At 70.8% G+C, this 24087-nt stretch carries 22 protein-coding genes; 19 read left to right on the plus strand and 3 right to left on the minus strand.

From position 1 onward, the window contains the following. From PFX91_RS08870 to dapB, 10 genes are all read left to right on the plus strand, one after another. On the plus strand, positions 1 to 1037 hold a 1037-nt coding region (locus tag PFX91_RS08870; RefSeq protein WP_285730804.1), incomplete at its 5' end, for an ABC transporter permease. Then, positions 1034 to 2032, plus strand: a complete 999-nt coding sequence (locus tag PFX91_RS08875) for an ABC transporter permease (RefSeq protein ID WP_285730805.1) — start codon at positions 1034 to 1036, stop codon at positions 2030 to 2032. The genes PFX91_RS08870 and PFX91_RS08875, both read left to right, overlap by 4 nt. Next, positions 2029 to 3090, plus strand: coding sequence for an ABC transporter ATP-binding protein (locus PFX91_RS08880; RefSeq protein ID WP_285730806.1), 1062 nt, complete (start codon positions 2029 to 2031; stop codon positions 3088 to 3090). The genes PFX91_RS08875 and PFX91_RS08880 overlap by 4 nt, the downstream gene beginning before the upstream one ends. Continuing rightward, a complete protein-coding gene (locus PFX91_RS08885) occupies positions 3087 to 4151 on the plus strand; it encodes an ABC transporter ATP-binding protein (protein ID WP_285730809.1) in 1065 nt (354 codons plus the stop codon). The genes PFX91_RS08880 and PFX91_RS08885 overlap by 4 nt, the downstream gene beginning before the upstream one ends. Positions 4152 to 4570: 419 nt before the next feature. Beyond that, the gene (locus tag PFX91_RS08890; RefSeq protein ID WP_285730810.1) at positions 4571 to 4762 is read left to right on the plus strand and encodes an arylamine N-acetyltransferase; all 192 of its coding nucleotides are present in this window, start codon (positions 4571 to 4573) and stop codon (positions 4760 to 4762) included. Positions 4763 to 4972: 210 nt separating this feature from the next. Further along, entirely contained in the window at positions 4973 to 6271 is a 1299-nt protein-coding gene (gene egtA / locus PFX91_RS08895; RefSeq protein ID WP_285730812.1) for an ergothioneine biosynthesis glutamate--cysteine ligase EgtA, read from the plus strand. Beyond that, positions 6268 to 7614, plus strand: coding sequence for an ergothioneine biosynthesis protein EgtB (gene egtB, locus PFX91_RS08900; protein ID WP_285730814.1), 1347 nt, complete (start codon positions 6268 to 6270; stop codon positions 7612 to 7614). The genes egtA and egtB overlap by 4 nt, the downstream gene beginning before the upstream one ends. Continuing rightward, positions 7614 to 8357, plus strand: coding sequence for an ergothioneine biosynthesis protein EgtC (egtC, locus tag PFX91_RS08905; protein WP_285730815.1), 744 nt, complete (start codon positions 7614 to 7616; stop codon positions 8355 to 8357). The genes egtB and egtC overlap by 1 nt, the downstream gene beginning before the upstream one ends. A gap of 74 nt (positions 8358 to 8431) precedes the next feature. After that, positions 8432 to 9403: an L-histidine N(alpha)-methyltransferase gene (egtD, locus tag PFX91_RS08910; protein ID WP_285730817.1), complete on the plus strand. Its 972-nt coding sequence runs from the start codon at positions 8432 to 8434 to the stop codon at positions 9401 to 9403. 74 nt (positions 9404 to 9477) lie between these two features. Then, positions 9478 to 10221 carry a 4-hydroxy-tetrahydrodipicolinate reductase gene (dapB, locus tag PFX91_RS08915; RefSeq protein WP_285730818.1) on the plus strand — a complete coding sequence of 248 codons (744 nt, stop codon included), beginning with the start codon at positions 9478 to 9480 and terminating at the stop codon, positions 10219 to 10221. Positions 10222 to 10612: 391 nt separating this feature from the next. Here the strand turns inward: dapB and PFX91_RS08920 are convergent, their stop codons facing one another. After that, positions 10613 to 11485, minus strand: coding sequence for a 1,4-dihydroxy-2-naphthoate polyprenyltransferase (locus PFX91_RS08920; RefSeq protein ID WP_285730819.1), 873 nt, complete (start codon positions 11483 to 11485; stop codon positions 10613 to 10615). A gap of 100 nt (positions 11486 to 11585) precedes the next feature. Beyond that, positions 11586 to 12140 carry a GNAT family N-acetyltransferase gene (locus tag PFX91_RS08925; protein ID WP_285730821.1) on the minus strand — a complete coding sequence of 185 codons (555 nt, stop codon included), beginning with the start codon at positions 12138 to 12140 and terminating at the stop codon, positions 11586 to 11588. Between the two features lie 96 nt (positions 12141 to 12236). On the opposite strand from PFX91_RS08925, the gene PFX91_RS08930 reads away from it, so the two are divergent. From PFX91_RS08930 to PFX91_RS08970, 9 genes are all read left to right on the plus strand, one after another. Next, positions 12237 to 12617 (plus strand): phage holin family protein, encoded by a 381-nt coding sequence (locus PFX91_RS08930; RefSeq protein ID WP_285730823.1) that lies wholly within the window; start codon positions 12237 to 12239, stop codon positions 12615 to 12617. Between the two features lie 321 nt (positions 12618 to 12938). After that, on the plus strand, positions 12939 to 13910 hold the full coding sequence (dapA, locus tag PFX91_RS08935; protein WP_285730825.1) for a 4-hydroxy-tetrahydrodipicolinate synthase: 972 nt from the start codon (positions 12939 to 12941) through the stop codon (positions 13908 to 13910). Further along, positions 13907 to 15592 carry a ribonuclease J gene (locus PFX91_RS08940; protein ID WP_285730827.1) on the plus strand — a complete coding sequence of 562 codons (1686 nt, stop codon included), beginning with the start codon at positions 13907 to 13909 and terminating at the stop codon, positions 15590 to 15592. The genes dapA and PFX91_RS08940 overlap by 4 nt, the downstream gene beginning before the upstream one ends. 260 nt (positions 15593 to 15852) lie before the next feature. After that, positions 15853 to 18351, plus strand: coding sequence for a DNA translocase FtsK (locus PFX91_RS08945; protein ID WP_285730828.1), 2499 nt, complete (start codon positions 15853 to 15855; stop codon positions 18349 to 18351). 231 nt (positions 18352 to 18582) lie between these two features. Beyond that, positions 18583 to 20040, plus strand: coding sequence for a helix-turn-helix domain-containing protein (locus PFX91_RS08950; protein ID WP_285730829.1), 1458 nt, complete (start codon positions 18583 to 18585; stop codon positions 20038 to 20040). A gap of 173 nt (positions 20041 to 20213) precedes the next feature. Beyond that, the gene (rimO, locus tag PFX91_RS08955; RefSeq protein ID WP_285730830.1) at positions 20214 to 21647 is read left to right on the plus strand and encodes a 30S ribosomal protein S12 methylthiotransferase RimO; all 1434 of its coding nucleotides are present in this window, start codon (positions 20214 to 20216) and stop codon (positions 21645 to 21647) included. After that, on the plus strand, positions 21644 to 22249 hold the full coding sequence (pgsA, locus tag PFX91_RS08960; protein ID WP_285730832.1) for a CDP-diacylglycerol--glycerol-3-phosphate 3-phosphatidyltransferase: 606 nt from the start codon (positions 21644 to 21646) through the stop codon (positions 22247 to 22249). The genes rimO and pgsA overlap by 4 nt, the downstream gene beginning before the upstream one ends. Beyond that, on the plus strand, positions 22246 to 22806 hold the full coding sequence (locus PFX91_RS08965; protein ID WP_285730834.1) for a CinA family protein: 561 nt from the start codon (positions 22246 to 22248) through the stop codon (positions 22804 to 22806). Before pgsA ends, PFX91_RS08965 begins: the two co-directional genes overlap by 4 nt. A gap of 159 nt (positions 22807 to 22965) precedes the next feature. Continuing rightward, complete coding sequence (locus PFX91_RS08970) at positions 22966 to 23322, plus strand: helix-turn-helix domain-containing protein (protein WP_285730836.1); 357 nt, start codon at positions 22966 to 22968, stop codon at positions 23320 to 23322. 141 nt (positions 23323 to 23463) lie between these two features. Here the strand turns inward: PFX91_RS08970 and PFX91_RS08975 are convergent, their stop codons facing one another. Next, the gene (locus PFX91_RS08975) at positions 23464 to 23928 is read right to left on the minus strand and encodes an RrF2 family transcriptional regulator (protein ID WP_285730838.1); all 465 of its coding nucleotides are present in this window, start codon (positions 23926 to 23928) and stop codon (positions 23464 to 23466) included. Between the last annotated feature and the right edge of the window lie 159 nt (positions 23929 to 24087).

Genomic DNA, 24087 nt, shown 5'->3' on the forward strand with positions numbered 1-24087 from the left:
CCGGGGCCCCGGCGCGGGACGCCTCCGCCCCGGCGGCCCCCGCCGGACCCGGCCGCGCGCGGCGTGTGGCCCGCTACGTGGCCGGGCGCCTGACGACCGCGGTGGCCTCCCTGGCCGCCGTGGTGGTCGCCGGTTTCTTCCTCTTCCGGATCCTGCCCGGCGACCCCGTCCGAGCCATGACCGAGGGCCGTGAGGTCAGCGCCGAGCAACGCGAGGAACTACGCCGCCAGTTCGGGTTGGACCAGCCCCTGTGGCAGCAGTTCCTGGACTACGCGACGGGCCTGCTGCGCTTCGACCTCGGCACGTCCTTCCAGTATCGCGAACCGGTCGCCGACCTCATCCTGGACCGGCTCGGCCCGACCCTCCTGCTCGCCGGGACGGGCACGCTCATCGCCGCGCTCCTGGGCCTTTTCCTGGGGGCACGCGCCGGTTGGAGACCCGGGAGCCGAGGAGACCGCGTCAACACCGCCGTGGCCCTGTTCCTGTGGTCGGTGCCCACGTTCTGGCTCGGACTGCTGCTCATCGTGCTGTTGGCCTCGGGACGAGGGTTCGTGCCCGGTCTGTTCCCCACCGGAGGCATGACGGACCCGGGCACCGGCGGGGCCTGGGACACCGCTCTCAACACCGCCTGGCACATGGTGCTGCCCGTCACCACCATGGTCGCGGTCATCTACGCCCAGTACCTGATGATCATGCGCTCCTCGCTCATGGACGAGAAGGGCGCCGACTACCTCACCACCGCGCGCGCCAAAGGGCTGCGGGACACCCTGGTGCGGCGCAGGCACGCCGTGCCCAACGCGTTGCTGCCGACGGTGACACTGGTCTTCCTCAACCTCGGACAGGTCGTCTCAGGGGTGATCCTCGTGGAGACCGTCTTCTCCTGGCCCGGTCTCGGACAGCTCTTCTACTCCGGTCTGCGCGTACCCGACCTCGGCCTCGTCCAGGGCCTGTTCGTGGTCTTCGCGGCCTCGGTGATCCTCATGAACCTTCTCGCCGACTTGGTGTACCCGATGCTCGACCCCCGGGTGCGCCCGTGAGCGCCCCCGCCGGGATCCCCGGCGCCCGGGGGACGGAAGGGGGAGAGCACCCGGACCGGCGGGCCGGCGGTCCGGCCGCACCGCCCACACCCCGCGCGCTGGCCCGCCGACGACGCAACGAGGCCCTGCGTCGCTTCGCGCGCGAGTACGCCCGTAACCGCGCCGGACTGTTCGGCCTGGCCGCGCTCCTGGTCATCGGCGCCTTGGCGCTGGCCGCCCCGTTGCTGGTCGACAGGGCCGAACTCACCGTCACGGGTGCGCCCGGCGCCGCCTACCAGCCGCCCAGCGCCGAGTACCCGCTCGGCACCGACAACTTCGGCCGTTCGATCCTGGACCTGGTGATCTGGGGCTCGCGGGTCTCGCTCACGGTCGGCTTCCTGGCCACGGGCGTCTCCGTGGTGTTGGGCACCCTGGTCGGCATGACCGCCGGGCACTTCAGCGCCTCCGGCGGTACCGCCGGGCGGATCATGTCCTCGGTGCTCATGCGCGTCACCGACTGGTTCCTGGTCCTGCCCACCCTGGTGCTGGCCGTGGCCCTGGCGGCCGTGCTGCCGAGGGGCACGGGCACCATCGTCCTGGCCATCGGTCTCACGGTCTGGCCCGCCACCGCCCGGCTGGTACGCGCGCAGACCCTGGCGGTGGAGGCCCGTCCCTACGTGGAACGGGCCCGTGCCCTGGGGGGCGGTCACGCCCACGTCATGGCCTGGCACGTGCTGCCCAACGTCATGCCGGTCGTGCTCGCCCAGACCACCCTGCTCGTGGCCACCTCGATCATCGCCGAGTCCACCCTGGCCTTCCTCGGCGTGGGCGACCCCACCCAGATCTCCTGGGGAGGGATCCTGGAGGCGGCCCGCAACGCCGGGGCGATCAGCTCGGGGATCTGGTGGTACATGGTCCCGCCCGGCCTGGCCATCGCCGTGGTCGCGCTGTCCTTCACCCTGTGCGGCCGGGCCCTGGAATCCGTCATCAACCCGCGACTTCGGGAGCAGCGTTGACTTCCCTGCTCGACGTCCGCGAACTCCGTGTCACCTACCGCACCGGCGGTGGTGACGTTCCCGCCGTGCGCGGTGTGGACCTGGCACTGGACCCCGGCGACACCCTCGGCCTGGCGGGGGAGTCCGGCAGCGGCAAGTCCACGGTCGCCCTGGCCCTGCTGCGCCTGCTGCCCGCCACCGCGGACATCACCGGTGCGGTGCTCCTGGAGGGCGAGGACGTCCTCGGCATGCGCTGGGGGCGTCTGCGCGCCGTGCGTTGGGCGGGCGCCTCCATCGTCTTCCAGGGCGCCATGCACTCGCTCAACCCCGTCCGACGGATCGGCGACCAGATCGCCGAACCCATGACCGTCCACGGCACGGTGCCGGCCAAGGACGTACCGGTCCGGGTCGAGGCGCTCCTGGAACAGGTCGGACTGCCGCCCTCCCGCGCACGCGACTACCCGCACCAGCTGTCGGGCGGGCAGCGCCAGCGGGTCATGATCGCCATGGCTCTGGCGTGCGGTCCGCGTCTGATCGTCGCGGACGAGGCCACCACCGCCCTGGACGTGATGATCCAGGCGCAGATCCTGGCCCTGCTGCGGCGGCTGGTCGCCGAGCACGACATCGGCATGCTGATGATCAGCCACGATCTTTCGGTGCTGGCCGCCACCTGTGACCGCGTCGCGATCATGTACGCGGGGCGGATCGTCGAGCAGGGGCCCGCGCGGGAGGTCGTGCACGAGCCCGCCCACCCCTACGCCGGTGCGCTCAGCGCCGCCTTCCCGCGCATCGGGGACCCGGCCTCGCGTCTGGCGCCGAGGGGCCTGCCGGGCGATCCGCCGGATCCCGCCGACCCGCCGACGGGCTGTGTGTTCCGGCCGCGCTGCGCGGTGGCCGAGGACGTGTGCTCGACCGTGGACCCGCCGCTGTGGCCGGTGGATCCCGACGAGCGAGGGAACTCCGTCCGACAGGCGGCGTGTGTGCACGTGGGTCACGCACGCCCATCCGCGGGACCGGGGGACGGGCCGGCCTCCGTGCCGCCGCCGGCCACCGCCCCCACAGAGGAGAGACGCCCGTGAGCACCACCGAGACCGATTCCCACGAGACCCCGCCCGTCTCCGGCAGGGGTACCGCCCCCCTGCTGAGCGCCCGGAGGGTGGAGGTCGCCTTCACCGCGGGGTTCGCTCCCGGCGGCGGGCGAGGTACCGCGCGGGCCGTGGACGGGGTCGACCTGGACGTGGCGGCGGGCGAGATCGTGGCGTTGGTGGGGGAGTCCGGCTGTGGCAAGACCACGCTGGCCCGGGTGCTGTTGGGCCTGGAACGTCCCACCGGAGGCGAGGTGGCGTTCGAGGGGAGCCCACTGCGCTACGGCTCACGCGACATGCGCCGCTACCGCCGACGGGTGCAACTGGTGCAGCAGGACCCCACGGGATCGCTCAACCCACGCCGTACCGTCTACGAGTCGGTGGTCGAGGGACTGCGCGTCCACAAGGGGACCCTCGCCGACGAGGCGGAGCGGGTGGCCGACGCACTGGCCAAGGCCGGCCTGCGCCCGCCCGAGCGCTTCCTCCCCCGTTACCCGCACGAGCTGTCCGGCGGCCAACGCCAACGCGTGGTGATCGCGGGAGCGCTGGTGCTGGAGCCCGAGGTGCTGGTGGCGGACGAGCCGGTGGCCTCGTTGGACGCGTCCGTGCGCGGGGAGATCCTGCGCCTGTTGCTCGACCTTCGGGCCGACCTCGGGCTGTCGGCCCTGGTCGCCACGCACGACCTCGGTCTGGCCTGGAACATCGCCGACCGGGTCGCGGTGATGTACCTGGGTCGGGTGGTGGAGTCGGGCACGGTGGAGGAGGTGTTGTCCGCACCGGCCCACCCCTACACGCGGGCGTTGCTGTCGGTGCTGCCGGAGGCGAAGGAGGAGCCCGTGGTGCTCTCCGGTGAGCCGCCGGACCCCAAACGCGTGCCCACGGGATGCCGGTTCCATCCGCGCTGCCCGGTGCTGGCCTCCGGGGAGGCGGAGCGCGCGGGCGTGGCCGATCGCTGTCGGACCGTGGACCCCGCGATCCTGGGAGGCGGAGCCGAGCGCCAGGTGGCCTGCCACTGGGCGGCGGCCGACGAGGAAGGGCGGGTAGGCCGGGGGTGACCCGGAGTCGCGATCCCGGCGCGGACGTCGTGGCGACCGTGTGGCCCCCACCTGATCGACGTGCTCGGAGACGGCCGGAAGGCACGGAGGACATGGCGCGATAGCGGCCTTGCCGCTTCGCGTCGGTGTGTTCCACACGAGGCCCGATCGTTGGATCCGCCGCCCCCTCCAGAACGCCTCACGACCGAACGCGACCTCTGGCGCGGTGGGGAACTCGACCTGGACGCCCACCCGGCCCGCGTGGGACTGAGCGACGACCCGCCGTCCACTCCGCAGACCCCGCGCTCCGTGCACCGCGCGCGCCCGCCTGGCGACCGTCCCCTTCGACGACCTTCGGATCGCCCTGGGCCGTCCCGTTCTGCCGGAGGTGCCCGCGCTGGTGGACGAGAGGGTCCGTCGGCGCAGGGGCGGTCGCTGCCATGAGCAGAACCCCCTGTCGGCGGGCCGTGCTCGACGGGCTCGGCTTCGCCGTCACCGGCCTCGGAGCCCGTGTGCACGCCGGTGGCACCGAAGGCCCCCGTCCCTCCACGCACGCCCTGCTCCGGGTGGACCTGCACGAGGCGGACCGTGCCGTCATCGCCACCCGAGTCCGGGGGGTCCTCTGTGTGTGACAGAGGTCACACATGCGTCGGGGGTCCTTCGTGTGAGGCGAAGCCCCATATCACGTGGCGCGCCGGTGTGGTCGCATTCCGCTCGGATGGGGAGTGTCCGGATGTTCACCGAGATTTGGGACATCGGGCACGTTCGGTCTGAGGAAGCCGTGGGCAGGATTTCGGAGGTGTCGCCCGGCAAGGGACGGCCGCCGTCGAAGGAGCAGCTCCATGGCCCAGATGACCACGGAAGACGTCCACGAGTACATCAACGGGATCTGTTTCAAGACCGGCCCGCCGGGCAAGGTCGGGGTCGAGACCGAATGGCTGGTCACCGACCACGCCGACCCGACGGCACCCGTCGCCGTCGACCGCCTCGCGGCGGCGGTGGAGTCCGGCGGACCGCCTCCCGGAGGAAGCGGCATCACCTTCGAACCCGGCGGGCAGCTCGAACTCAGCTCACCCGCCCTCCCCGGCCCGGCACGGGCGCACGAAGCGCTCGCCACCGACCTGGACCACATCGGCAAGGCCCTCGCCGAATCCGGTCTCCACCTGGTGGAGAGCGCGCTGGACTCCACGCGCCCGCCCCGGTGCCAACTCCACAGGCCCCGCTACGCGGCCATGCAACGGTTCTTCGCCAACCACCGCCACAGCAGCGGATACACCATGATGTGCAGTACCGCCTCCATCCAGGTGTGCCTGGACAACGGAGCGGACGCCGCCGACCTTCGTGCCCGCTGGGAACTCGCCCACCGCCTCGGCCCCGTCCTCGTCGCCGCCTTCGCCAACTCCGCCTACTGGCGGGGACGCCCCACCGGATGGAAGTCCACGCGCTGGGCCATCTGGGCGGCCACCGACTCCACCCGCACCCGACCGGTCCTGGACCACGACAGCGACCCCGACCCCGCCATCGCCTGGGCCGAGTACGCACTGGCGGCCAAGGTCATGGCGATCCCCGCCGACCCCGGCACGGACGACCCCTGGACCGCGGACCCCGGGCTCACCTTCGACCAGTGGGTCAAAGGACAGGGGCCGCGTCCGGTGACCCGCGCCGACCTGGAGTTCCACCTCAGCACACTCTTTCCTCCCGTGCGTCCGCGCGGCTGGTGGGAGTTGCGCATGATCGACGCGGTGCCGCTGCGCTGGTGGCCGGTGCCCGTGGCGCTCGTCGCGGCCCTGGCCGACGACCCGCGCGCCCGCGCGGTGGCGGAGGAGTCCACCGAGAGGATGTGCGAAGGACGTTCTCCCAGCCGCGGCCTGTGGATGCGCTCCGCCCAGCGCGGACTGGCCGATCCCGCGGTCCTGCGCTGTGCCCGCGACTGCTTCGACGCCGCGGTGGAGGCCCTGCCGCGCATGGGCGCGGCCTCCTTGGCGGTCCTGGTCGACGACTACGCGGACCGCCACACACGTCGGGGGACGAGTCCCGCCGACATCCGACCGCTCGTGCCCGAACCGCGTCCGGCGACCGGACGCCACGGCGCGGAGCGGTCGGAGGTCCCCGATCCCGGACACATGGGAGGAGCACCGTGAGCCACGAGCAGGAGCGCCTCAAGGAGCGCATCGCCGCGGAACTCGACATCGGCAGGCGGCACAGCAACGGCCTCACACTCGACGTGCTGGACGAGGAGGAGCTGCTGGCCCAGCACTCGCCGCTCATGTCGCCTCTGGTGTGGGACCTGGCCCACGTCGGCAACTACGAGGAGCAGTGGCTGCTGCGCGTCGCGGGCGGACGCCAAGCGCTGCGCCCGGACATCGACGGTCTCTACGACGCCTTCGAGAATCCGCGTGCCACACGTGTCAGCCTCCCCCTGCTGCCTCCCGAGGAGGCCCGCGAGTACAACGAACGCGTACGCCGGGAAGTACTCGACGCCCTGGAATCGGTCGACCTGGGCGTACCCGGGCCGCGCACGGCCTCCGAGGACGAACGTTTCCTGTTGGAGGCCGGACTCCTCTACCACCTGGTCATCCAACACGAGCACCAGCACAACGAGACCATGCTCGCCACCCACCAACTGCGCAGGGGCGAGCCCGTCCTGCTGGAGGAGACCGCCGGCGTCGCCACGCTGAACCCGCCCGTCCGAGGCGAGGTACTGGTGCCGGCGGGCGAGTTCACCATGGGCACCAGCGAGGACCCCTGGGCCTACGACAACGAGGGCCCGGCCCACACCGTCGACCTGGGGCCCTACTGGATCGACACCGCGCCCGTCACCAACGCCGCCTACCAGGAGTTCATGGACGACGGTGGCTACCAGGACCGCCGCTGGTGGTCCCCCGCCGGATGGGAGTGGAAGGAGGGCAGGGGGGTCCTCGCCCCGGCCTTCTGGACCAAGGAGGGCGACGGGTGGTCCCGGCGTCGGTTCGGCCGCCGGGAGATGGTCCCCGCCGACGAGCCCGTCCAGCACGTCAGTTTCCACGAGGCCCAGGCCTACGCCGCGTGGGCGGGCAAACGACTGCCGAGCGAACCCGAATGGGAGAAGGCCGCCCGCTTCGACCCGCGCACAGGCCGCTCACACCGCTATCCATGGGGCGACACCGAACCCGGACCCCACCACGCCAACCTGGGCCGGAGAAGACTCGGCCCGGCTCCGGCCGGAAGTCACCCCGAAGGAGCCTCCCCGCTGGGCGTGCAGCAGATGATCGGTGACGTGTGGGAGTGGACCTCCACCACCTTCACCGGCTATCCCGACTTTCGCGCCTTCCCCTACAGGGGATACTCGGAGGTCTTCTTCGACGACGGGTACAAGGTGCTGCGCGGCGGATCCTGGGCGACCCATCCCACCGCCGCCCGCTCCACGTTCCGTAACTGGGACCATCCGATCCGGCGGCAGATCTTCAGCGGGTTCCGCTGCGCGCGTGACGTGGAACCCGTCTGATGTGCCGACACCTCGCCTACCTGGGGCCGCCGCGCACGGTGCACGACCTGCTGTACGCGGCGCCCCACTCGTTGCACGTCCAGTCCTGGGCGCCCCGGAGGCAGCGGTACGGCACCGTCAACGCCGACGGGTTCGGGGTCGGCTGGTACCCGCCGGGGCGGGAGGGGGCCGAACCGCTGCGCTACCGACGGGCCATGCCCATATGGGCCGACGCCTCCTTCGCCGACGCCGCCCGCGCCATCACCTCCGGGTGCGTGGTGGCCGCGGTCCGCGACGTCACCCCGGGGTTCGGCTCGGAGGAGGCGGGAGCCCAGCCCCTGCGCGCCGACCGGCTGCTGTTCAGTCACAACGGCGCGGTCAAGGACGACGAGGCGCTCGTGGCGGCCTTCGCCTCGCCACCGCCCGGAGGGGTGCTGGAAGCCCGTGCCGCACTGGACTCCGCGCCCTTGTTCGCGCACACCGTACGGTTGTGGCGAGCCTCGAACGACCTGACCGGAACCCTGGCCGACGTGGTCCGCCAGGCCCGCGAGCACTCCGAGGGACGCTACAACCTGCTGGCCGGCGACGGAGAGACCATCGTCGGGACCGCGGCCGGGGACACCCTGTTCACCCTGCGCGAGCCCGACGGCGGAGCCTTCCTGGCCTCGGAGCCCTTCGACGACGCGACCGGCTGGCGCGAGGTCCCCGAGGGCTCGGTGGTCCTGGTGACGAGGGAGCGCACCGAGATCCACCCGATCGGCTGAGAGGCGGCCCAGGGGCGAGGCGCCCTCGCCCACCACACCCGTCCCGGACGCACCCGGGGACACGGAAGGACTCCATGTTCCGGATCGACCGACACCTGACCACCGACGACCTGGACAAGGCACTGCGCTCGGACGTCGCCGAAGGGCTGACCGCGGTGCCCAAGCGACTCCCGCCCAAGTGGTTCTACGACGAGCGCGGCAGTGCCCTCTTCGAGGACATCACCGCCCTGCCCGAGTACTACCCGACCCGGGCCGAACGCGCCATCCTGGAGTCGAGGGCCGACGCCATCGCCGAGGCCGCCGACGCCGAGGCGCTCATCGAACTGGGCTCCGGCTCCGGGGTCAAGACCCGACTCCTGCTGGAGGCCATGGGCCGACACGGCGCTCTCACCCGCTTCGTCCCCGTCGACGTCAGCGGCGAGTTCCTCGCCTCCTCGGCGCGCCGCGTCGCCGACGACCACCCCGACCTGGACGTGCACGCCGTCGTCGGCGACTTCGAGGAACACCTCGGACTGCTCCCCCTCCCCGGGGAGGGAAGGCAGCTCCTGGCCGTCCTCGGCTCCACCATCGGAAACCAGGAACCCGGACCACGCGCGGCCTTCCTCCGCCGGATCCGCGCGGTGCTGCGCCCCGGCGACTCGCTGCTGCTCGGCGCCGACCTGGTCAAGGACCCCGCCCGCCTGATCGCCGCCTACGACGACGCCCAAGGGGTGACCGCCGACTTCAACCGCAACGTCCTTCGGGTGATCAACCAGCGGCTGGGCGCCGACTTCGACCCGGCGGCCTTCGAGCACGTGGCCCGTTGGGACGCCGAGGCCGAATGGATCGAGATGCGGTTGCGCTCACGGACCGACCAACGCGTCCGGATCACGGACCTGGACCTGGAGGTCGACTTCGGCGCGGGCGAGGAGATGCGCACGGAGATCTCCGCCAAGTTCCGCAGGCAGCCCCTGACCGAGGAACTGGACGCCGCCGGTTTCGACCTCACCCACTGGTGGACCGACCCCGAGGAGGACTTCGCCCTCACCCTGGCCTCCGCGCGATGACCGATCCCGGCGCCCTCGAAGGGACGCGGGGCGGCCGGGCCCCTCCGACGGGAGCGAACCGGTACGCTCGTGCCGTGTTCAAGGTAGGAGTTTTCGGCGCCGATGGGCGCATGGGGTCAGAGGTCGTCAAAGCCGTCCAGAACGCGGACGACATGGAGCTCGTCGCGGGGGTGGACGCCAACGACGCTCGGGAGGCGGTACTGGGAGCCGGCTACGTCGTCGACTTCACCCATCCCGACGTGGTGATGGACAACCTGGAGTGGCTCATCGGGCACGGGATCCACGCCGTCGTGGGCACCAGCGGATTCGACGAGGCCAAGCTGGAGCGCGTGCGCGCCATGCAGGCCGCCACACCCGGGGCCAAGGTGCTCATCGCACCCAACTTCGGCATCGCCGCCGTGCTGATGATGCACTTCGCGCGCAAGGCGGCACCGTACTTCGAGTCCACGGAGATCATCGAGCTGCACCACCCGAACAAGGTCGACGCCCCCAGCGGCACCGCCTACAGGACCGCGGAACTGGTCGCCGAGGCCCGACGCGAGGCCGGCACCGCTCCCATGCCCGACGCCACCACCTCCGAGATCCCCGGCGCGCGCGGCGCCGACGTGGACGGTGTGCGGGTCCACGCGCTGCGTGTCTCCGGGCTCATCGCCCATCAGGAGGTCGTGTTCGGTACGGACGGGGAGACGCTCAAGATCCGGCACGACTCGATGAACCGCGCCTCCTTCATGCCGGGGGTGCTGCTGGGCGTGCGCGGCGTGGCCGACCTGCCCCGACCCCTCACCGTGGGTCTGGAAGGCCTGCTCGGACTCCACTGAGGCCGTCCCCGCCCACGGGCGGGACCGTGACAGCCCCACCCGGAAGGGCCTCGGCGGGACCGGCCGGACGCCTACCGTCCGTCCACCACCGCCTCCGAGGCGGGCTCGGGGCGGCGGGGCAGGGGAGAGGATCGACCGCTCCTGCGGACCGCCGGCCCTGTGGTCGTGGTCGGCGTCGCCCGGTCGGGGACCGTCCGCCGGGTCGCCCTCACCCGAACAGGCGGTCACGATCGGTGTCGGCACCGCGGTCAAGGCCACGGCGGTCACGCGGGGGCGCCATGCCCTCGCGGGACGGGCGCGGCCGGTGCCCGGTCGGCCACGGACACGTCCAGGAGTGTTCACGGGCGTCCCGTGGCCGGACACGGCCATCGCGACCTCTGAGGGAGACGGCTCACCCCAGCAGCAGCGCCACCGAGAACAGCACACCGAAGACCATCTGGAGCCTGCCGGTCTCACCCAACCCCAGGACCAGCGCACGACCGGTCTGGCCGCCCAGCACACGCCTGAGGGCGGGCACCGCCAGCGGAGCCGACAACAGCACCAGCGGCGTCCACCAGAACACCGGGGTCAGCGCCAGTGCCGCCACATAGGCGAGCACGATCGCTCCCGCGTACAGCCGGCGGGTGCCCGCCTCGCCCAGACGCACCGCCAGGGTGATCTTGCCGGTCTCCCGGTCGGTCGGGATGTCGCGCAGGTTGTTGATCACCAGGACCGAACAGGACAGCAGCCCCACCGGCACCGACGCCACCCACGCCTGCCACGGGGCCGATTCCACCTGCACGAACACCGTGCCCACCACGGCCACCACGCCGAAGAAGACGAACACCGAGATCTCACCCAGGCCCCGGTAGCCGTACGGTGTACGACCGCCGGTGTAGTACCAGGCCGCGGCGATCGCCAGGGCGCCCACGATCAGCAGCCACCACGAGGTGGTCGCCACCAGGACCAGCCCGACCACCCCCGCGAGGGCGAAACCGCCCAGCGCCGCCGCCAGCACCTGTCGGGGCGCGGCCAGACCGGTCGCGGTCAACCGGGCCGGCCCGGTCCGCTCCTCGGTGTCGGTGCCCTTCATCCCGTCGCTGTAGTCGTTGGCGAAGTTCACACCGATCTGCAACGCCATGGACACCACCAGGGCCAGGAGCGCCTTCCACCAGACGAACCCGTCCAGGGCGAAGGCGAGCGCGGTGCCGACCGCCACCGGGACGATGGAGTTCGGAAGCGTACGGGGGCGCAGCCCCGAGACCCATTCACTGACCGTGGCCACGCTCCGGTCCCTCTCCACTCGACGACGGCACGCCCGGTACGCGCCGCAACGACCACCCCACGGTAGTCCCTGGCCAGAGGTCCTCGGCCCGCGCGGGCCCCTACTCGGAGATCGACGCGTGCAGACGCACCATCGGCAGCAGCCGGCCCATGTCGATCTCACGTCGGGCGCCGTCCGCGCGCCATCCGGAGGACTCGAAGAAGGAACGCAGCGCGTTGTCGGCCTCGGGGACCCACACGTGCGCCGTGCCGAAGCCGTCCTCCACGAGGTGCTCCACGGAGGCGTTCATCAGGCGGCTGCCGTGCCCCTGGCGCAGCCGTGTGGGGTCCACGTGCAGCGCGAACACCTCCGCGTCCACCGCGGGCCACAGGTCGGGGTCGCCCGCCGGTCCGAACGCGGCGAACCCGGTCACCGTCCGTACCCCGTCCACCTCGTCGGTGGAGACCACCAGCCTGTGCTTGGACGTGGGCGGCGACTCCAGGGCCGTGGTCCACTGTTCACGGAACCGCCCACGGGCCTCCTCGCCGCCCAGGGCCTCGGAGACCTCCTCGGGCAGGAGGGACCCGTACACCGCCTTCCACGAGGCCACCTGGATATCGACGACGGCGTCCACGTCGGCGGCGCGGGCGGGACGGACGAACTGTGCACTGGACACGGCAGGGCCTCCTTAGGGGGTGGGCGACACGCCTGGCGACAAGATCACCTACGCCGGAGTTTCCGGACCTTGCCATGGCATGGGAACATCTATGGTGTGAGCCTCATTATCAGAGTTATCGTGAACGCGCTCGCCCTTTGGGCGGCTGTATTCCTGATCGACGGGATCGACGTCACGGCGCAGGACACGGTCGGCCGGGTCCTGGTCTTCCTCGCCGTCGGTGCGATCTTCGGTGTGGTCAACGCGGTCATCAAACCGATCGTCAAGGCGGTCGGCTGCCTGTTCTACGCTCTGACACTGGGCCTGATCGGTCTGGTGGTGAACGCGCTCCTGCTCCTGCTCACGAACTGGATCGCCGGGCTTTTCGAGATCCCCTTCCACATCGATGGGTTCTGGCCCGCCTTCTGGGGTGCGATCGTCGTCACCGTCGTCAGCTGGTTGCTGAGCATGTTCCTGCCCGAAGGCAAGGATGACTGAGTAATCCCCTCACCCTCTCCTCCCCTGAGCAGCAGGTGGAGCCCGGGTCCGGCCGGATGGCACGGGCCCGGGGCGGGTAGGTTCACATTGTCTCCGGGACCACCACCCTCGACCCACGAGGACGGTGGCCGGGCGGGGCACGAACCCCGATACACAGTCTTTCCCGCGACCGTCGCGTATCCGCCGGTCGCGGTGGCGCACACGCAGCGCCGCCCACCCGTGCCCACACGTACGGGACATCTGTTGACGCACACCGAGAGGAGGACGGGCAACCGCGGACCCCACCGCCATGGGCGGCGGCCCGCGAGCCCATCACACACGATGGTGGAGACCAAGAACCGCCCGTTCGGCAAGATGTTGACCGCGATGGTCACCCCGATGCTCGAGGACGGCGAGCTCGACTATGAGGGCGCGGCCAGATTGGCCACCTACCTCATCGACGAACAGCACAACGACGGCCTGATCATCAGCGGCACCACGGGCGAGTCGCCCACGACCAGTGACAAGGAGAAGGACCGCCTGCTCAGAGCCGTCCTGGAGGCGGTCGGCGACCGCGCCACCATCGTGGCCGGTGTCGGCACCAACGACACCCGCCACAGCATCCAGCTGGCCAAGGCGGCGGAGAAGGCGGGGGCGCACGGCCTGCTGGCGGTCACCCCGTACTACAACAAGCCTCCCCAGGAAGGCCTCATCAGGCACTTCACGTCGATCGCCGACACCACCGACCTGCCGGTCATGCTCTACGACATCCCGCACCGCACCGGGACGCCGATCGCCTCCGAGACCCTGGTCCGTCTGGCCGAGCACCCGCGCATCGTCGCCAACAAGGACGCCAAGGACAACCTCGGCGCCAGCTCCTGGGTCATGGAGCGCACCGACCTGGCTTTCTACTGCGGCACCGACATCCTCAACCTGCCGCTGCTGTCGGTGGGCGCGGCCGGGTTCGTCAGTGTCGTCGGCCACATCGTCGGCTCCGACCTGCGGGAGATGATCGACGCCTTCGAAAAGGGCGAGGTCGGTCAGGCCCTGGCCATACACCGACGCCTCACCCCGGTCTACACCGGCATGTTCCGCACCCAGGGCGTCATCACCACCAAGGCCATCCTCAACCTGTTCGGACTGCCCTCCGGCCCCGTCCGCACGCCGCTCGCCGACGCCTCCTCGGAGCTCCAGGCCCTCCTGCGCGAGGACCTGGCCGCGGCCGGGGTCAAGGGCCCGATCGGACTGGCCCCGCACCAGGCCGTCCCGGCCAGCGCCGTACGCGTCGAGCGCCTCACGGAGGGATCTGTATGAGTCACCCGCACCCCGAACTGGGCCCGCCGCCGCCCCTCGGTGAGGGAGCCCTGCGCGTCGTCGCCCTGGGCGGCCTCGGTGAGATCGGCCGCAACATGACGGTCTTCGAGTACGGCGGACGCCTGCTGATCGTGGACTGCGGCGTGCTCTTCCCCGAGGAGGAACAGCCCGGAGTCGACCTGATCCTGCCGGACTTCGACTACATCCGCGGTCGGCTCGACGACATCGACGCGATCGTCCTCACCCACGGGCACGAGGACCACATCGGCGGCGTTCCGTTCCTGTTGCGCGAGCGCGCCGACATCCCGCTCGTCGGTTCCAAGCTCACCCTGGCGTTGATCACCGCCAAACTGGGGGAGCACCGCATCAAGCCGGAGACCCTCCTGGTGGAGGAGGGGGAACGGCACGACTTCGGCCCCTTCGGCCTGGAGTTCTTCGCGGTCAACCACTCCATCCCCGACGCGCTGGCCGTCGGTATCCGCACCCCGGGCGGGTCGGTACTGCACACCGGCGACTTCAAGATGGACCAGCTGCCGTTGGACGGACGCCTCACCGACCTGGCGGGGTTCGCCCGCTTCGGGGACGAGGGCGTGGACCTGTTGCTTTCGGACTCCACCAACGCCGAGCAGCCCGGCTTCATCGTCAACGAGCGGAACCTGTCCGAGGCCATCGAGAAGGTGTTCCGCCAGGCCGAGAAGCGTATCGTGGTGGCCTGCTTCGCCTCGCACGTCCACCGTGTCCAGCAGGTCATCGACGCCGCCGCCAAGTACCGGCGCAAGATCGCCTTCGTGGGCCGCTCCATGGTCCGCAACATGAACATCGCGCGTGACCTCGGTTATCTGAACATCCCCGGCGACACGATCATCGACGTCAAGCAGTTGGACGACATGCCGGCGGACGAGGCCGTGTTGATCTGCACCGGTTCCCAGGGCGAACCGATGTCGGCGCTCAGTCGCATGGCCAACCGCGACCACCAGATCCGTATCGAGGAGGGCGACACCATCCTGCTGGCGTCGTCGCTGATCCCCGGTAACGAGAACTCGGTGAACCGGGTGATCAACGGGCTGACCCGCTGGGGCGCCAAGGTCGTGCACAAGGGCAACGCCCTGGTCCACGTGTCCGGTCACGCCTCCGCCGGCGAGCTGCTGTACGTGCTCAACATGGTGCGTCCGCGCAACTTCATGCCCGTCCACGGCGAGTGGCGACACATGCGTGCCCACGCGGACCTGGCCAGGCTCACCGGTGTGCCCGGTGATCGGATCGTCATCGCCGAGGACGGCGTCGTCGTGGACCTGTACAAGCACCGCGCCAAGATCGTCGGCGCCGTGCAGGCCGGATACGTGTACGTGGACGGCTCCTCCGTCGGCGACGTCACAGACGCCGCGCTCAAGGACCGCCGCATCCTCGGTGAGGAGGGCTTCATCTCCGTCGTCGTCGCCGTGGACTCGGGCAGCGGCAAGATCCTGGGCGAGCCGGAGATCCACACCAGGGGCGCGGGCATCGGTGCCGACGCCTACGACGACGTCGTCGACCGACTCCAGGACGCCCTGGACAAGGCGGCCCGGGACGGGGTCAACGACCCCCACCAGCTGAGGCAGCTGATCCGGCGCAGCACCGGACGATGGGTCAACGAGACCTACCGGCGCCGCCCCATGATCATCCCCGTCCTGGTCGAGGTCTGACCCGGAGGGTGTGAGCGACGAACGGCCCGAGGCGCCCGGTGCGCCCGGGCCGTTCGCCCGTCCCGGACCGGAAAGGCCCGGTCGGCGGGGGCGACGCGCCGGTCTCTCCCCCCGGGGTGCGACGGGTGGCACACCCCACTTGGGCGACACGCCGTCCCGGTACGGGCGAAGCCTATGGACGTCCCAGTAGGCTGCCCGCCGTGGCGGGCCGTCCTGCCCGACCTTCTGACGCGAACCCGTCCTCCTGGAGGTGACCCCCGATGGCCACGCGCGCCTCCTCCGGCGGTTCCGGACGCAAGAAGCCCGCCGCGCGCAGGCCCCCGGCCAAGAAACGCATGCCCGACGGGCCGATCGCCTTCGCCGTCACCATGTTCGGCCAGTTCCTGCTGGTGCTGTGGAAGCTGGTCGCGCACACCGTCGGTGGCGCCGCCCGCGCGGTCGGCCGCAGCGCCCGCGGGCTGGATCCGGACCTGCGCCGGGACGGGGCCGGACTGGTCCTGCTCGCCGCCGGGGTCCTCATCGCCGCCGCCGTGTGGTGGAACAGCGACGGGCTGTTGCTGGAGTACACCCGCATGGTCGTGGCCGGCGGTTTCGGTACGTTCTCCCCGATCCTGCCGCTGCTGTTCCTGCCCATCGCGGTCAAGCTGATGCGCACACCCGGCAGTGGCAGGGAGGGTGACGCCGGACGACTCCTCATCGGGTTCACCGCGATCATGCTCGGTCTGCTCGGCCTGATCCACATCGCCCACGGCATCCCCCAGCCCTCCGAGGGCCTGGAGGCGCTCCAGGAGTCGGGCGGGCTCATCGGCTTCGTCGCCTCCGGGCCCCTCAGCGCGGTCGTCACGCCCTGGCTGACCGGTGTGCTGCTGTTCCTGGTGCTGCTCTTCGGTGTCCTGGTGGTCACCGCCACCCCCATCCGGCGCGTCCCCGAACGCCTACAGGACCTCTTCACCCTGCTGATGGAACGCGACGGGGACCCCGATCCGGCACGCGGTACCACGGGCGGCAGGTCGGAGAGGGGAGCCTCCAGGACACGCAGGAGCAGACCCAAGAAGGAGAAGGGGGAGGAGACGGCCGCGACGGTGGCCGGCGACCACGAACGTCCCTACGACAGTCCGGTGCTGCCCAGTGGACCCGACCCGCTGGCCCCCGCCCTGACCGACGAGGAGGAGGCGGCCGACTCCGGCAGGGAGGTCGCCAAGCGCCGGTCGGCCCGTAGGAAGACGGAGGTGCCCGACCCCACGCCGGCCCCCGCGACCGCCGAACAGCTGACCATCCCCTCCCGTGTGGTGGAGGGCGACTACGAGCTGCCCAAGCCGGGCATGCTCAAGCCCGGCAGCCCGGTCAAGCCACGCACCAAGGCCAACGACGAGGTCGTCGCGGCGCTGACGGGGGTGCTCGACCAGTTCAACATCGACGCCGAGGTCACCGGCTTCACCCGCGGCCCCACGGTCACCCGTTACGAGATCGAACTCGGCCCGGCGGTCAAGGTCGAGAAGGTCACCGCGCTGGCCAAGAACATCTCCTTGGCGGTCAAGAGCGCCGACGTGCGCATCCAGTCGCCCATCCCCGGAAAGTCCGCGATCGGTGTGGAGATCCCCAACACCGACAAGGACATCGTGAGCCTGGGCGACGTGCTGCGCTCCCCCGCGGCCACCTCCGACGACCACCCCATGTTGGTGGGACTGGGCAAGGACGTCGAGGGCGCCAACGTGGTGGCGAACCTGGCCAAGATGCCGCACGTGCTCGTCGCCGGCGCCACGGGCGCGGGTAAGTCCACCTGCATCAACGGGCTGATCACCTCACTGATGATGCGCGCCACGCCCGACGAGGTGCGGATGATCCTGATCGACCCCAAGCGGGTCGAACTGACCATGTACGAGGGCATCCCACACCTGATCACCCCCATCATCACCAACCCCAAGCGGGCAGCCGAGGCCCTCCAGTGGGTGGTGGGGGAGATGGACCGTCGCTACGACGACCTGGCGGCCTCCGGCTACCGGCACGTGGACGACTTCAACGCCGCGGTGCGCGCCGGAGAACTGACCGCCCCGCCCGGCAGCGAGCGCGAGTACGAGCCCTACCCCTACCTGCTGGTGATCGTGGACGAGCTGGCGGACCTGATGATGGTCGCCCCCCGCGACGTCGAGGACGCCGTCGTGCGCATCACCCAGCTGGCCCGCGCCGCGGGCATCCACCTGGTGCTGGCCACCCAGCGTCCCAGCGTCGACGTCGTCACCGGCCTCATCAAGGCCAACGTGCCCTCCCGCCTGGCCTTCGCCACCTCCAGCCTGTCCGACAGTCGGGTCATCCTCGACCAGCCCGGGGCCGAGAAGCTGGTCGGCAAGGGTGACGCCCTCTTCCTGCCGATGGGCGCGGGCAAGCCCATCCGCCTCCAGAACGCCTGGGTGGCGGAGAAGGAGATCCGGGGGATCGTCGAGCACTGCAAGAAGCAGGCCGCGCCCAGCTACCGCGAGGACGTGGCGGCTCCCGAGGGGAAGAAGAAGGAGATCGACGAGGACATCGGTGATGACCTCGACCTCCTCCTCCAGGCGGTGGAACTGGTGGTCACCACCCAGTTCGGTTCCACGTCCATGCTCCAGCGCAAGCTGCGCGTGGGCTTCGCCAAGGCGGGTCGTCTGATGGACCTCATGGAGAGTCGCGACGTGGTGGGCCCCAGTGAGGGTTCCAAGGCCCGGGACGTACTCGTCACCCCGGAGGATCTGCCCGCCGTGCTGAAGGACATCCGCGGTTCCTGACCGGATCGGCGGGGTACGGAGGCGACGAACGGTGACCGAAACCTGGGACGCCGAATGCCCCTATCCCTCGTGTCATGGACTTTCCTGAACCTCCACTCGCATCCCTTAAAACTGGGGCTGCCCGATTTGGTGTGATCTTGAGGGCTTCATGGGGCGTGGTGACCTGTGACAACGCTCATCGAAGGGCAGAGTGGGACCCGGCAGACACACACAGTCGCGGGGGGAGTGCGCATGGCGACGATCGGCCAGACCCTGTCCGCCGCCCGAGTCGCGGCGGGCCACACGATCGCGGACCTCAGCGCCCGTACACGCATCCGGGAACCTGTCCTCATGAGCATCGAGCAGGAGGACTTCGTCCCCTGTGGTGGAGACTTCTACGCACGTGGCCACATCCGCGGCATCTGCCGCGCACTCGGCCTGGACCCGGCGCCGCTCCTGGAGGAGTACGACCGCGAGCACGCCACCGGTGCCATACCCGCCTTCATCCCCCCGCAGCGTCATCCGGCGGCCACGCCCGGGGGCGTCCGGGCGTCCGCCGCGGCGCGTACGGAGTCCGGTGCGGGAGAGGACGGCGCGGACCGGGAGGTCACACACCGTTTCGGAGACGACGACTCCGGTGTGGGCTCCCAGCGCTGGGGACACTTCGAACGCCGACAGGTCCTGGAAGGGGCCGCCGAGGAGGAACCCCCGCCGGACCTCCGGCGCGCGCGGGTGCCCGCTCCCCGCGGCAGCGGAGAGGGACGCCGTGGCGCGCACCGGGCCCCCGAGGGGGGAACCGCGCACGGCGGATCGCGGGGGCCCGTGTACGGGAGAGCGCCGGTGGCGGAGGAGACCGACCAGGGACGGCGTCCCGTGTACGGTCGGGTCCCCGAGGGACGGCCGGTGAACGGGGAGCACGTCCACGGGCGGTCGGCGAACGGAGAACGCGTCCCCGAGGGCCGCTCCCAGGGGGAGACGCCGGTCGGAGGGAGCCGTACGGAGGAACGGTTCCGCGGACTTCCCGTCGACGGGGAGCCCACGGAGCCTCTGCCCGTGGCCCCGGACGGGACGGGACAGCGGGCCCGAGACGGGCGCGGGGGACCCGTCCAGGGGGGACACGTGTACCGCGGACCCGCCCATCCCCGGCACGGGGTGCCCCAGGGGACCAGACACCCGGGAGGTGTCAGGGGACGCGGCGGCAGGCCCGCACCGCGCCCCAAGGTCGCCGGAGCCCGACACCACCGGGCCGGGGCGCTCCGGCGTCACTGGCCGTGGGCGGTGATCTGCGGGATCCTCGTCCTGGCCGTCCTCATCGGAGTCCGGACCTGGCAGGACTGGGACACCGGCGACCCACTGCGCGCCGCCCTCGACTCCTCGGAGGAGGAGGGCACCGTCGACTCGGCGGTGCGGTCCGGCGGCTCGGAGGGGGCGGCGGAGGCCGTCCAGGCCGAGACCGGCGAGTTCACCGTGGAACTGGCCGCCTCGGGTCGTAGCTGGGTCGAGATCACGGAGGCCGGCGGTGAGGACCTCTACGTGGGTTTCCTCCTGGACGGGGAGACCCAGGACTACGTGACCGAGGAGAACCTCAACATGTGGATCGGCGACGCCGGAGCGGTCACCGTCACCGTCAACGGTGAGGATCTGGGCCCCCTCGGACTCCCTGGGGAGGTCAAGGAGGTCATCGTGGGCCCCGACGGTCTGGTCCACTGACGACGCCGGCCCGGGTGCCGCCCGGCACCCGGGCCGGCGTACGTCCGGTGGGCTGATCAGGGTAGTGTGGGAAGCCGCGGACGATGCCGCGCGACGCCGTGCCCCGGGTACCGCCCGGTGGCCGCGGCCCGGCTCTCCGCCCCACTCGAAGCTCTCCCACACGCTTGGAAGCCATGTCATCGCGCCGTACTGTCTCACTCGTCACCCTGGGGTGTGCGCGTAACGAGGTCGACTCCGAAGAGCTGGCCGGGCGCCTGGCCGCGGGCGGCTGGGACCTCGTCGACGGCGACACCGAGGCCGACGTCACCATCGTCAACACCTGCGGGTTCATCGACGCGGCCAAACAGGACTCCATCGAGACGCTCCTGGAGGCCGCCGAGAACGGCGGCAAGGTCGTCGCCGCGGGATGCATGGCCGAACGGTACGGTTCCGAACTCGCCGAGGCCCTGCCCGAGGCGCAGGTCATCGGTTTCGATGACTACGCGGCCATCACCGACCGCCTCGACGACGTGCTGGCCGGCCGCGCCCTGGTCCCACACGATCCCCGAGACCGGCGCACGCTGCTGCCGATCACCCCGGCCGAGCGCGACGCCTCCCAGGTGCACGTTCCCGGCCACGCGACCTTCGCCGGCGCGGAGGGCACCGAACTGCCCTACCGCGCCTCCGTCCCGCGCCGCCGTCTGACCGGCGGACCGGTGGCCAACCTCAAGATCGCCTCCGGTTGCGACCGGCGCTGCACCTTCTGCGCCATCCCCGCCTTCCGTGGCGCCTACATCTCCCGCCACCCCGACGAGATCGTCCGCGAGGCCGAGTGGTTGGCAGGGGAGGGCGTACGCGAGGTGTTCCTCGTCAGTGAGAACTCCACCTCCTACGGCAAGGACCTGGGCGACGTGCGCGCCCTGGAGAAGCTCCTGCCCCGCCTGGCCGCGGTCCAGGGACTCGAACGGATCCGCGTCAGTTACCTCCAGCCGGCGGAGGTCCGCCCCGGGTTGGTGGAGGTGCTCACGGGAACCCCCGGAGTGGTGCCCTACTTCGACCTGTCCTTCCAACACGCCAGCGGCACCCTGCTGCGACGTATGCGGCGCTTCGGCGACCGGGAACGCTTCCTGGAGCTGCTGGAGACGGTCCGCAGGAACGCCCCGGAGGCCGGCGCGCGCTCCAACTTCATCGTGGGCTTCCCCGGTGAGACGGAGGAGGAGTTCGAGGACCTCGTCTCCTTCCTCGAAAACGCCCGCCTGGACGCCATCGGTGTGTTCGGCTACTCCGACGAGGACGGAACCGAGGCCGCCGGGCACGAGAACAAACTGCCCGAGGAGCTCGTCGCCGAGCGCGTGGACCGACTCAACCGGCTCGCCGAGGAGCTGATGGCCCAGCGTGCCGAGGAGCGGATCGGCTCACAGGTGACCGTGCTCGTGGAGTCGGTCCTGGAGGACGGTGCCTACGAGGGCCGCGCGGAGCACCAGGCCCCCGAGGTGGACGGGAGCACGATCCTGTACGGCGAGGGCCTGGCGGTCGGTGACCTGGTGCGCGCCACCGTGATCCAGGCCGCAGGGGCCGACCTCGTCGCCGAACAGGACGGGGATCAGTCGGAAGCCTCCGACAGATGAGCACGTCCGGATCCGCCGCCATGCGCGACCCTCGTGTCCCCTTGTGGAACATCGCGAACATCCTCACGATGAGCCGGCTGCTCATGGTGCCGCTGTTCGTGTGGTTCATGTTCCTGGACGGCCCCTGGTGGCGTTCGGCGGCCTTCGCCGTCTTCGTGGTGGCCGCCATCACCGACCGCGTCGACGGGGAGATCGCCCGCCGCCGCAACCTGGTCACCGACTTCGGCAAGATCGCCGATCCCATCGCCGACAAGGCGCTCACCGGCGCCGCGCTGGTGGTGCTCTCCCTCCAAGGAGACCTGTGGTGGTGGGTCACCATCGCCATCCTGGTCCGCGAGTGGGGCATCACGGTGCTGCGCTTCGCGGTCCTGCGCTACGTGGTCATGCCCGCGAGCAAGGGAGGCAAGCTCAAGACCGTCCTCCAGATCGTCGCGATCGGCATCTACCTCTTCCCACTCCAGGTGCTGCCCTTCAGCGAGGCCTTCGTCTGGCTCGCCCACGTGGTGATGGGGGCCGCACTGGCGGTCACGCTGTGGACCGGCCTGACCTACGTGTTCGACGCGATCCGGGCCGTTCGGGCCCGCAAGGAGAACGCCGGGTGAAACAGCGGGGCCCCGACCACCCGGAACCCGAAGGCCCGGAACCGCGAGGCGAGGCGCTCGCCGCCGCCGAGGCCGTCCACCGTCGACTGGTCGACCGCGGTTCCACCTGCGCCACCGCCGAGTCGCTGACGGGCGGTCTCATCGGCGCCCACCTGACCGCCGTCCCCGGAGCCTCTCGCTCCTACCGGGGCGGTGTGATCGCCTACGCCACCGACACCAAGGCCGACGTGCTGGGCGTTCCCCGAGACCTGTTGGCCGAACACGGTGCGGTGCACCCCGATGTGGCCGAGCACATGGCGCTGGGCGTCCGCCGTGTGATGGGAGCCGACTTCGGCGTCGCGGTGACCGGAGTGGCGGGCCCCGACCCCCAGGACGGTCAACCGGTCGGAACCGTCTACGTGGCCGTCGCCACCCCCCAGGAGCAAACCCGTATCCACCGGTTCCGTTTCACCGGGGATCGTGCGGGTATCCGATACCGCACGGTCGCAGGGGCGCTGTTGCTCCTGGACTCTGTCGCTCGCGGGAGTAACGGAGGAGAGTTCCGGATCCGCGTCTGAACCGGTCGCACACGGTCCCCTCCCTTCGTTCCGGGGAACAAAACCACCCCCGAACGAGGTTCCCCCTCAAGCGAACAGGACGACAAGAGGTGCCCGAATCGGGCGTTGGGCGGGTACGGTGTTGTATATGAAGGTCGCTACCGGTGGGAGGGAGCGCGAATGATGGTCCTGCTTCGTCACCTACTTGGTGACGTGCTCAGGCGGCTCCGGCAGCGCCAGGGCCGCACCCTCCGTGAGGTGTCGGCCGATGCACGCGTATCCCTCGGCTACCTGTCGGAGGTCGAGCGTGGGCAGAAGGAGGCTTCTTCCGAACTGCTCTCCTCGATCTGTGGGGCGCTCGGCGTTCCGCTCTCACAGGTGCTGAGAGAGGTCTCGGACCTGCTCGCCCTCGCCGAGCTGCAGGAGGCCGCGCTGCTGGGCGACTCGGTCACCTCCGAGCCCGTCACGGCCCAGGACCTCGGCATCGACTCGGTACCGGATCGCGTTCCCCAAGTCGCTGACATGGTGGGGGTATGACCCCCGGAACAGTCCGTCCAACCTCAGTGTGACCGTGAAGAAGGAGCCGACCGCAAGGTCGGCTCCTTCTTCCTGCGTGGTCGGACGGTCGGGTTCCGCGATGAAGGGGACCTCGCGCGGTGGGAGCCGTCCTGGGAACGGTCAGCGGTGGGTGTGGTTCACCCAGGAGTCGGGGTCCTCGGCCAGGACCCGCACCCTCTCGGGCAGGTCGTTGGTCGCCAGGTGTTGGAGGCTGACCCCCTCCAGGATGGCGCGCTCGCTCGCGCGCAGGGCGATCCACACCTGTTGCAGGCTGCGGGCGGCCCCGTCGTAGTCGACGTGTTCAGGGCGTTCCCCGCGGATGTTGGCGAGCGGTCCGTCGACCGCGCGGATGATGTCGGCCAGGGAGATCTCCGACGCCGGGTGGGCCAGCCAGTAGCCGCCGACAGGACCGCGCTGGCTGCGCACCAGACCGGCGCGGCGTAGTTGGGTGAGGATGTTCTCAAGGAATTTTCCGGGGATGTCCTGCGCGCGTGCGAGCTGTTCGGCCGTCACCGGCCCTTCCTCGGCGACGGCGAGTTCCGCCGCCGCACGTAGCGCGTAGTCGACCCGGGCTGAAAGGCGCATGCTGTGATTATGCCGTGACTAGAAGGACGAATGGGGCAAGGGGCGTCGGTAGACGTGCCGACGGTCGGGATGCTTCCAGAGCCAAGGGTACTTCTCCTACCGGATCGCAAGGACATCGGTGGCCTCGCGTCCCGACCGTTCCCCGCGCCTTCGCGTTCG

Source organism: Nocardiopsis sp. ATB16-24, assembly GCF_030271535.1.
Taxonomy (GTDB): Bacteria; Actinomycetota; Actinomycetes; order Streptosporangiales; family Streptosporangiaceae; genus Nocardiopsis.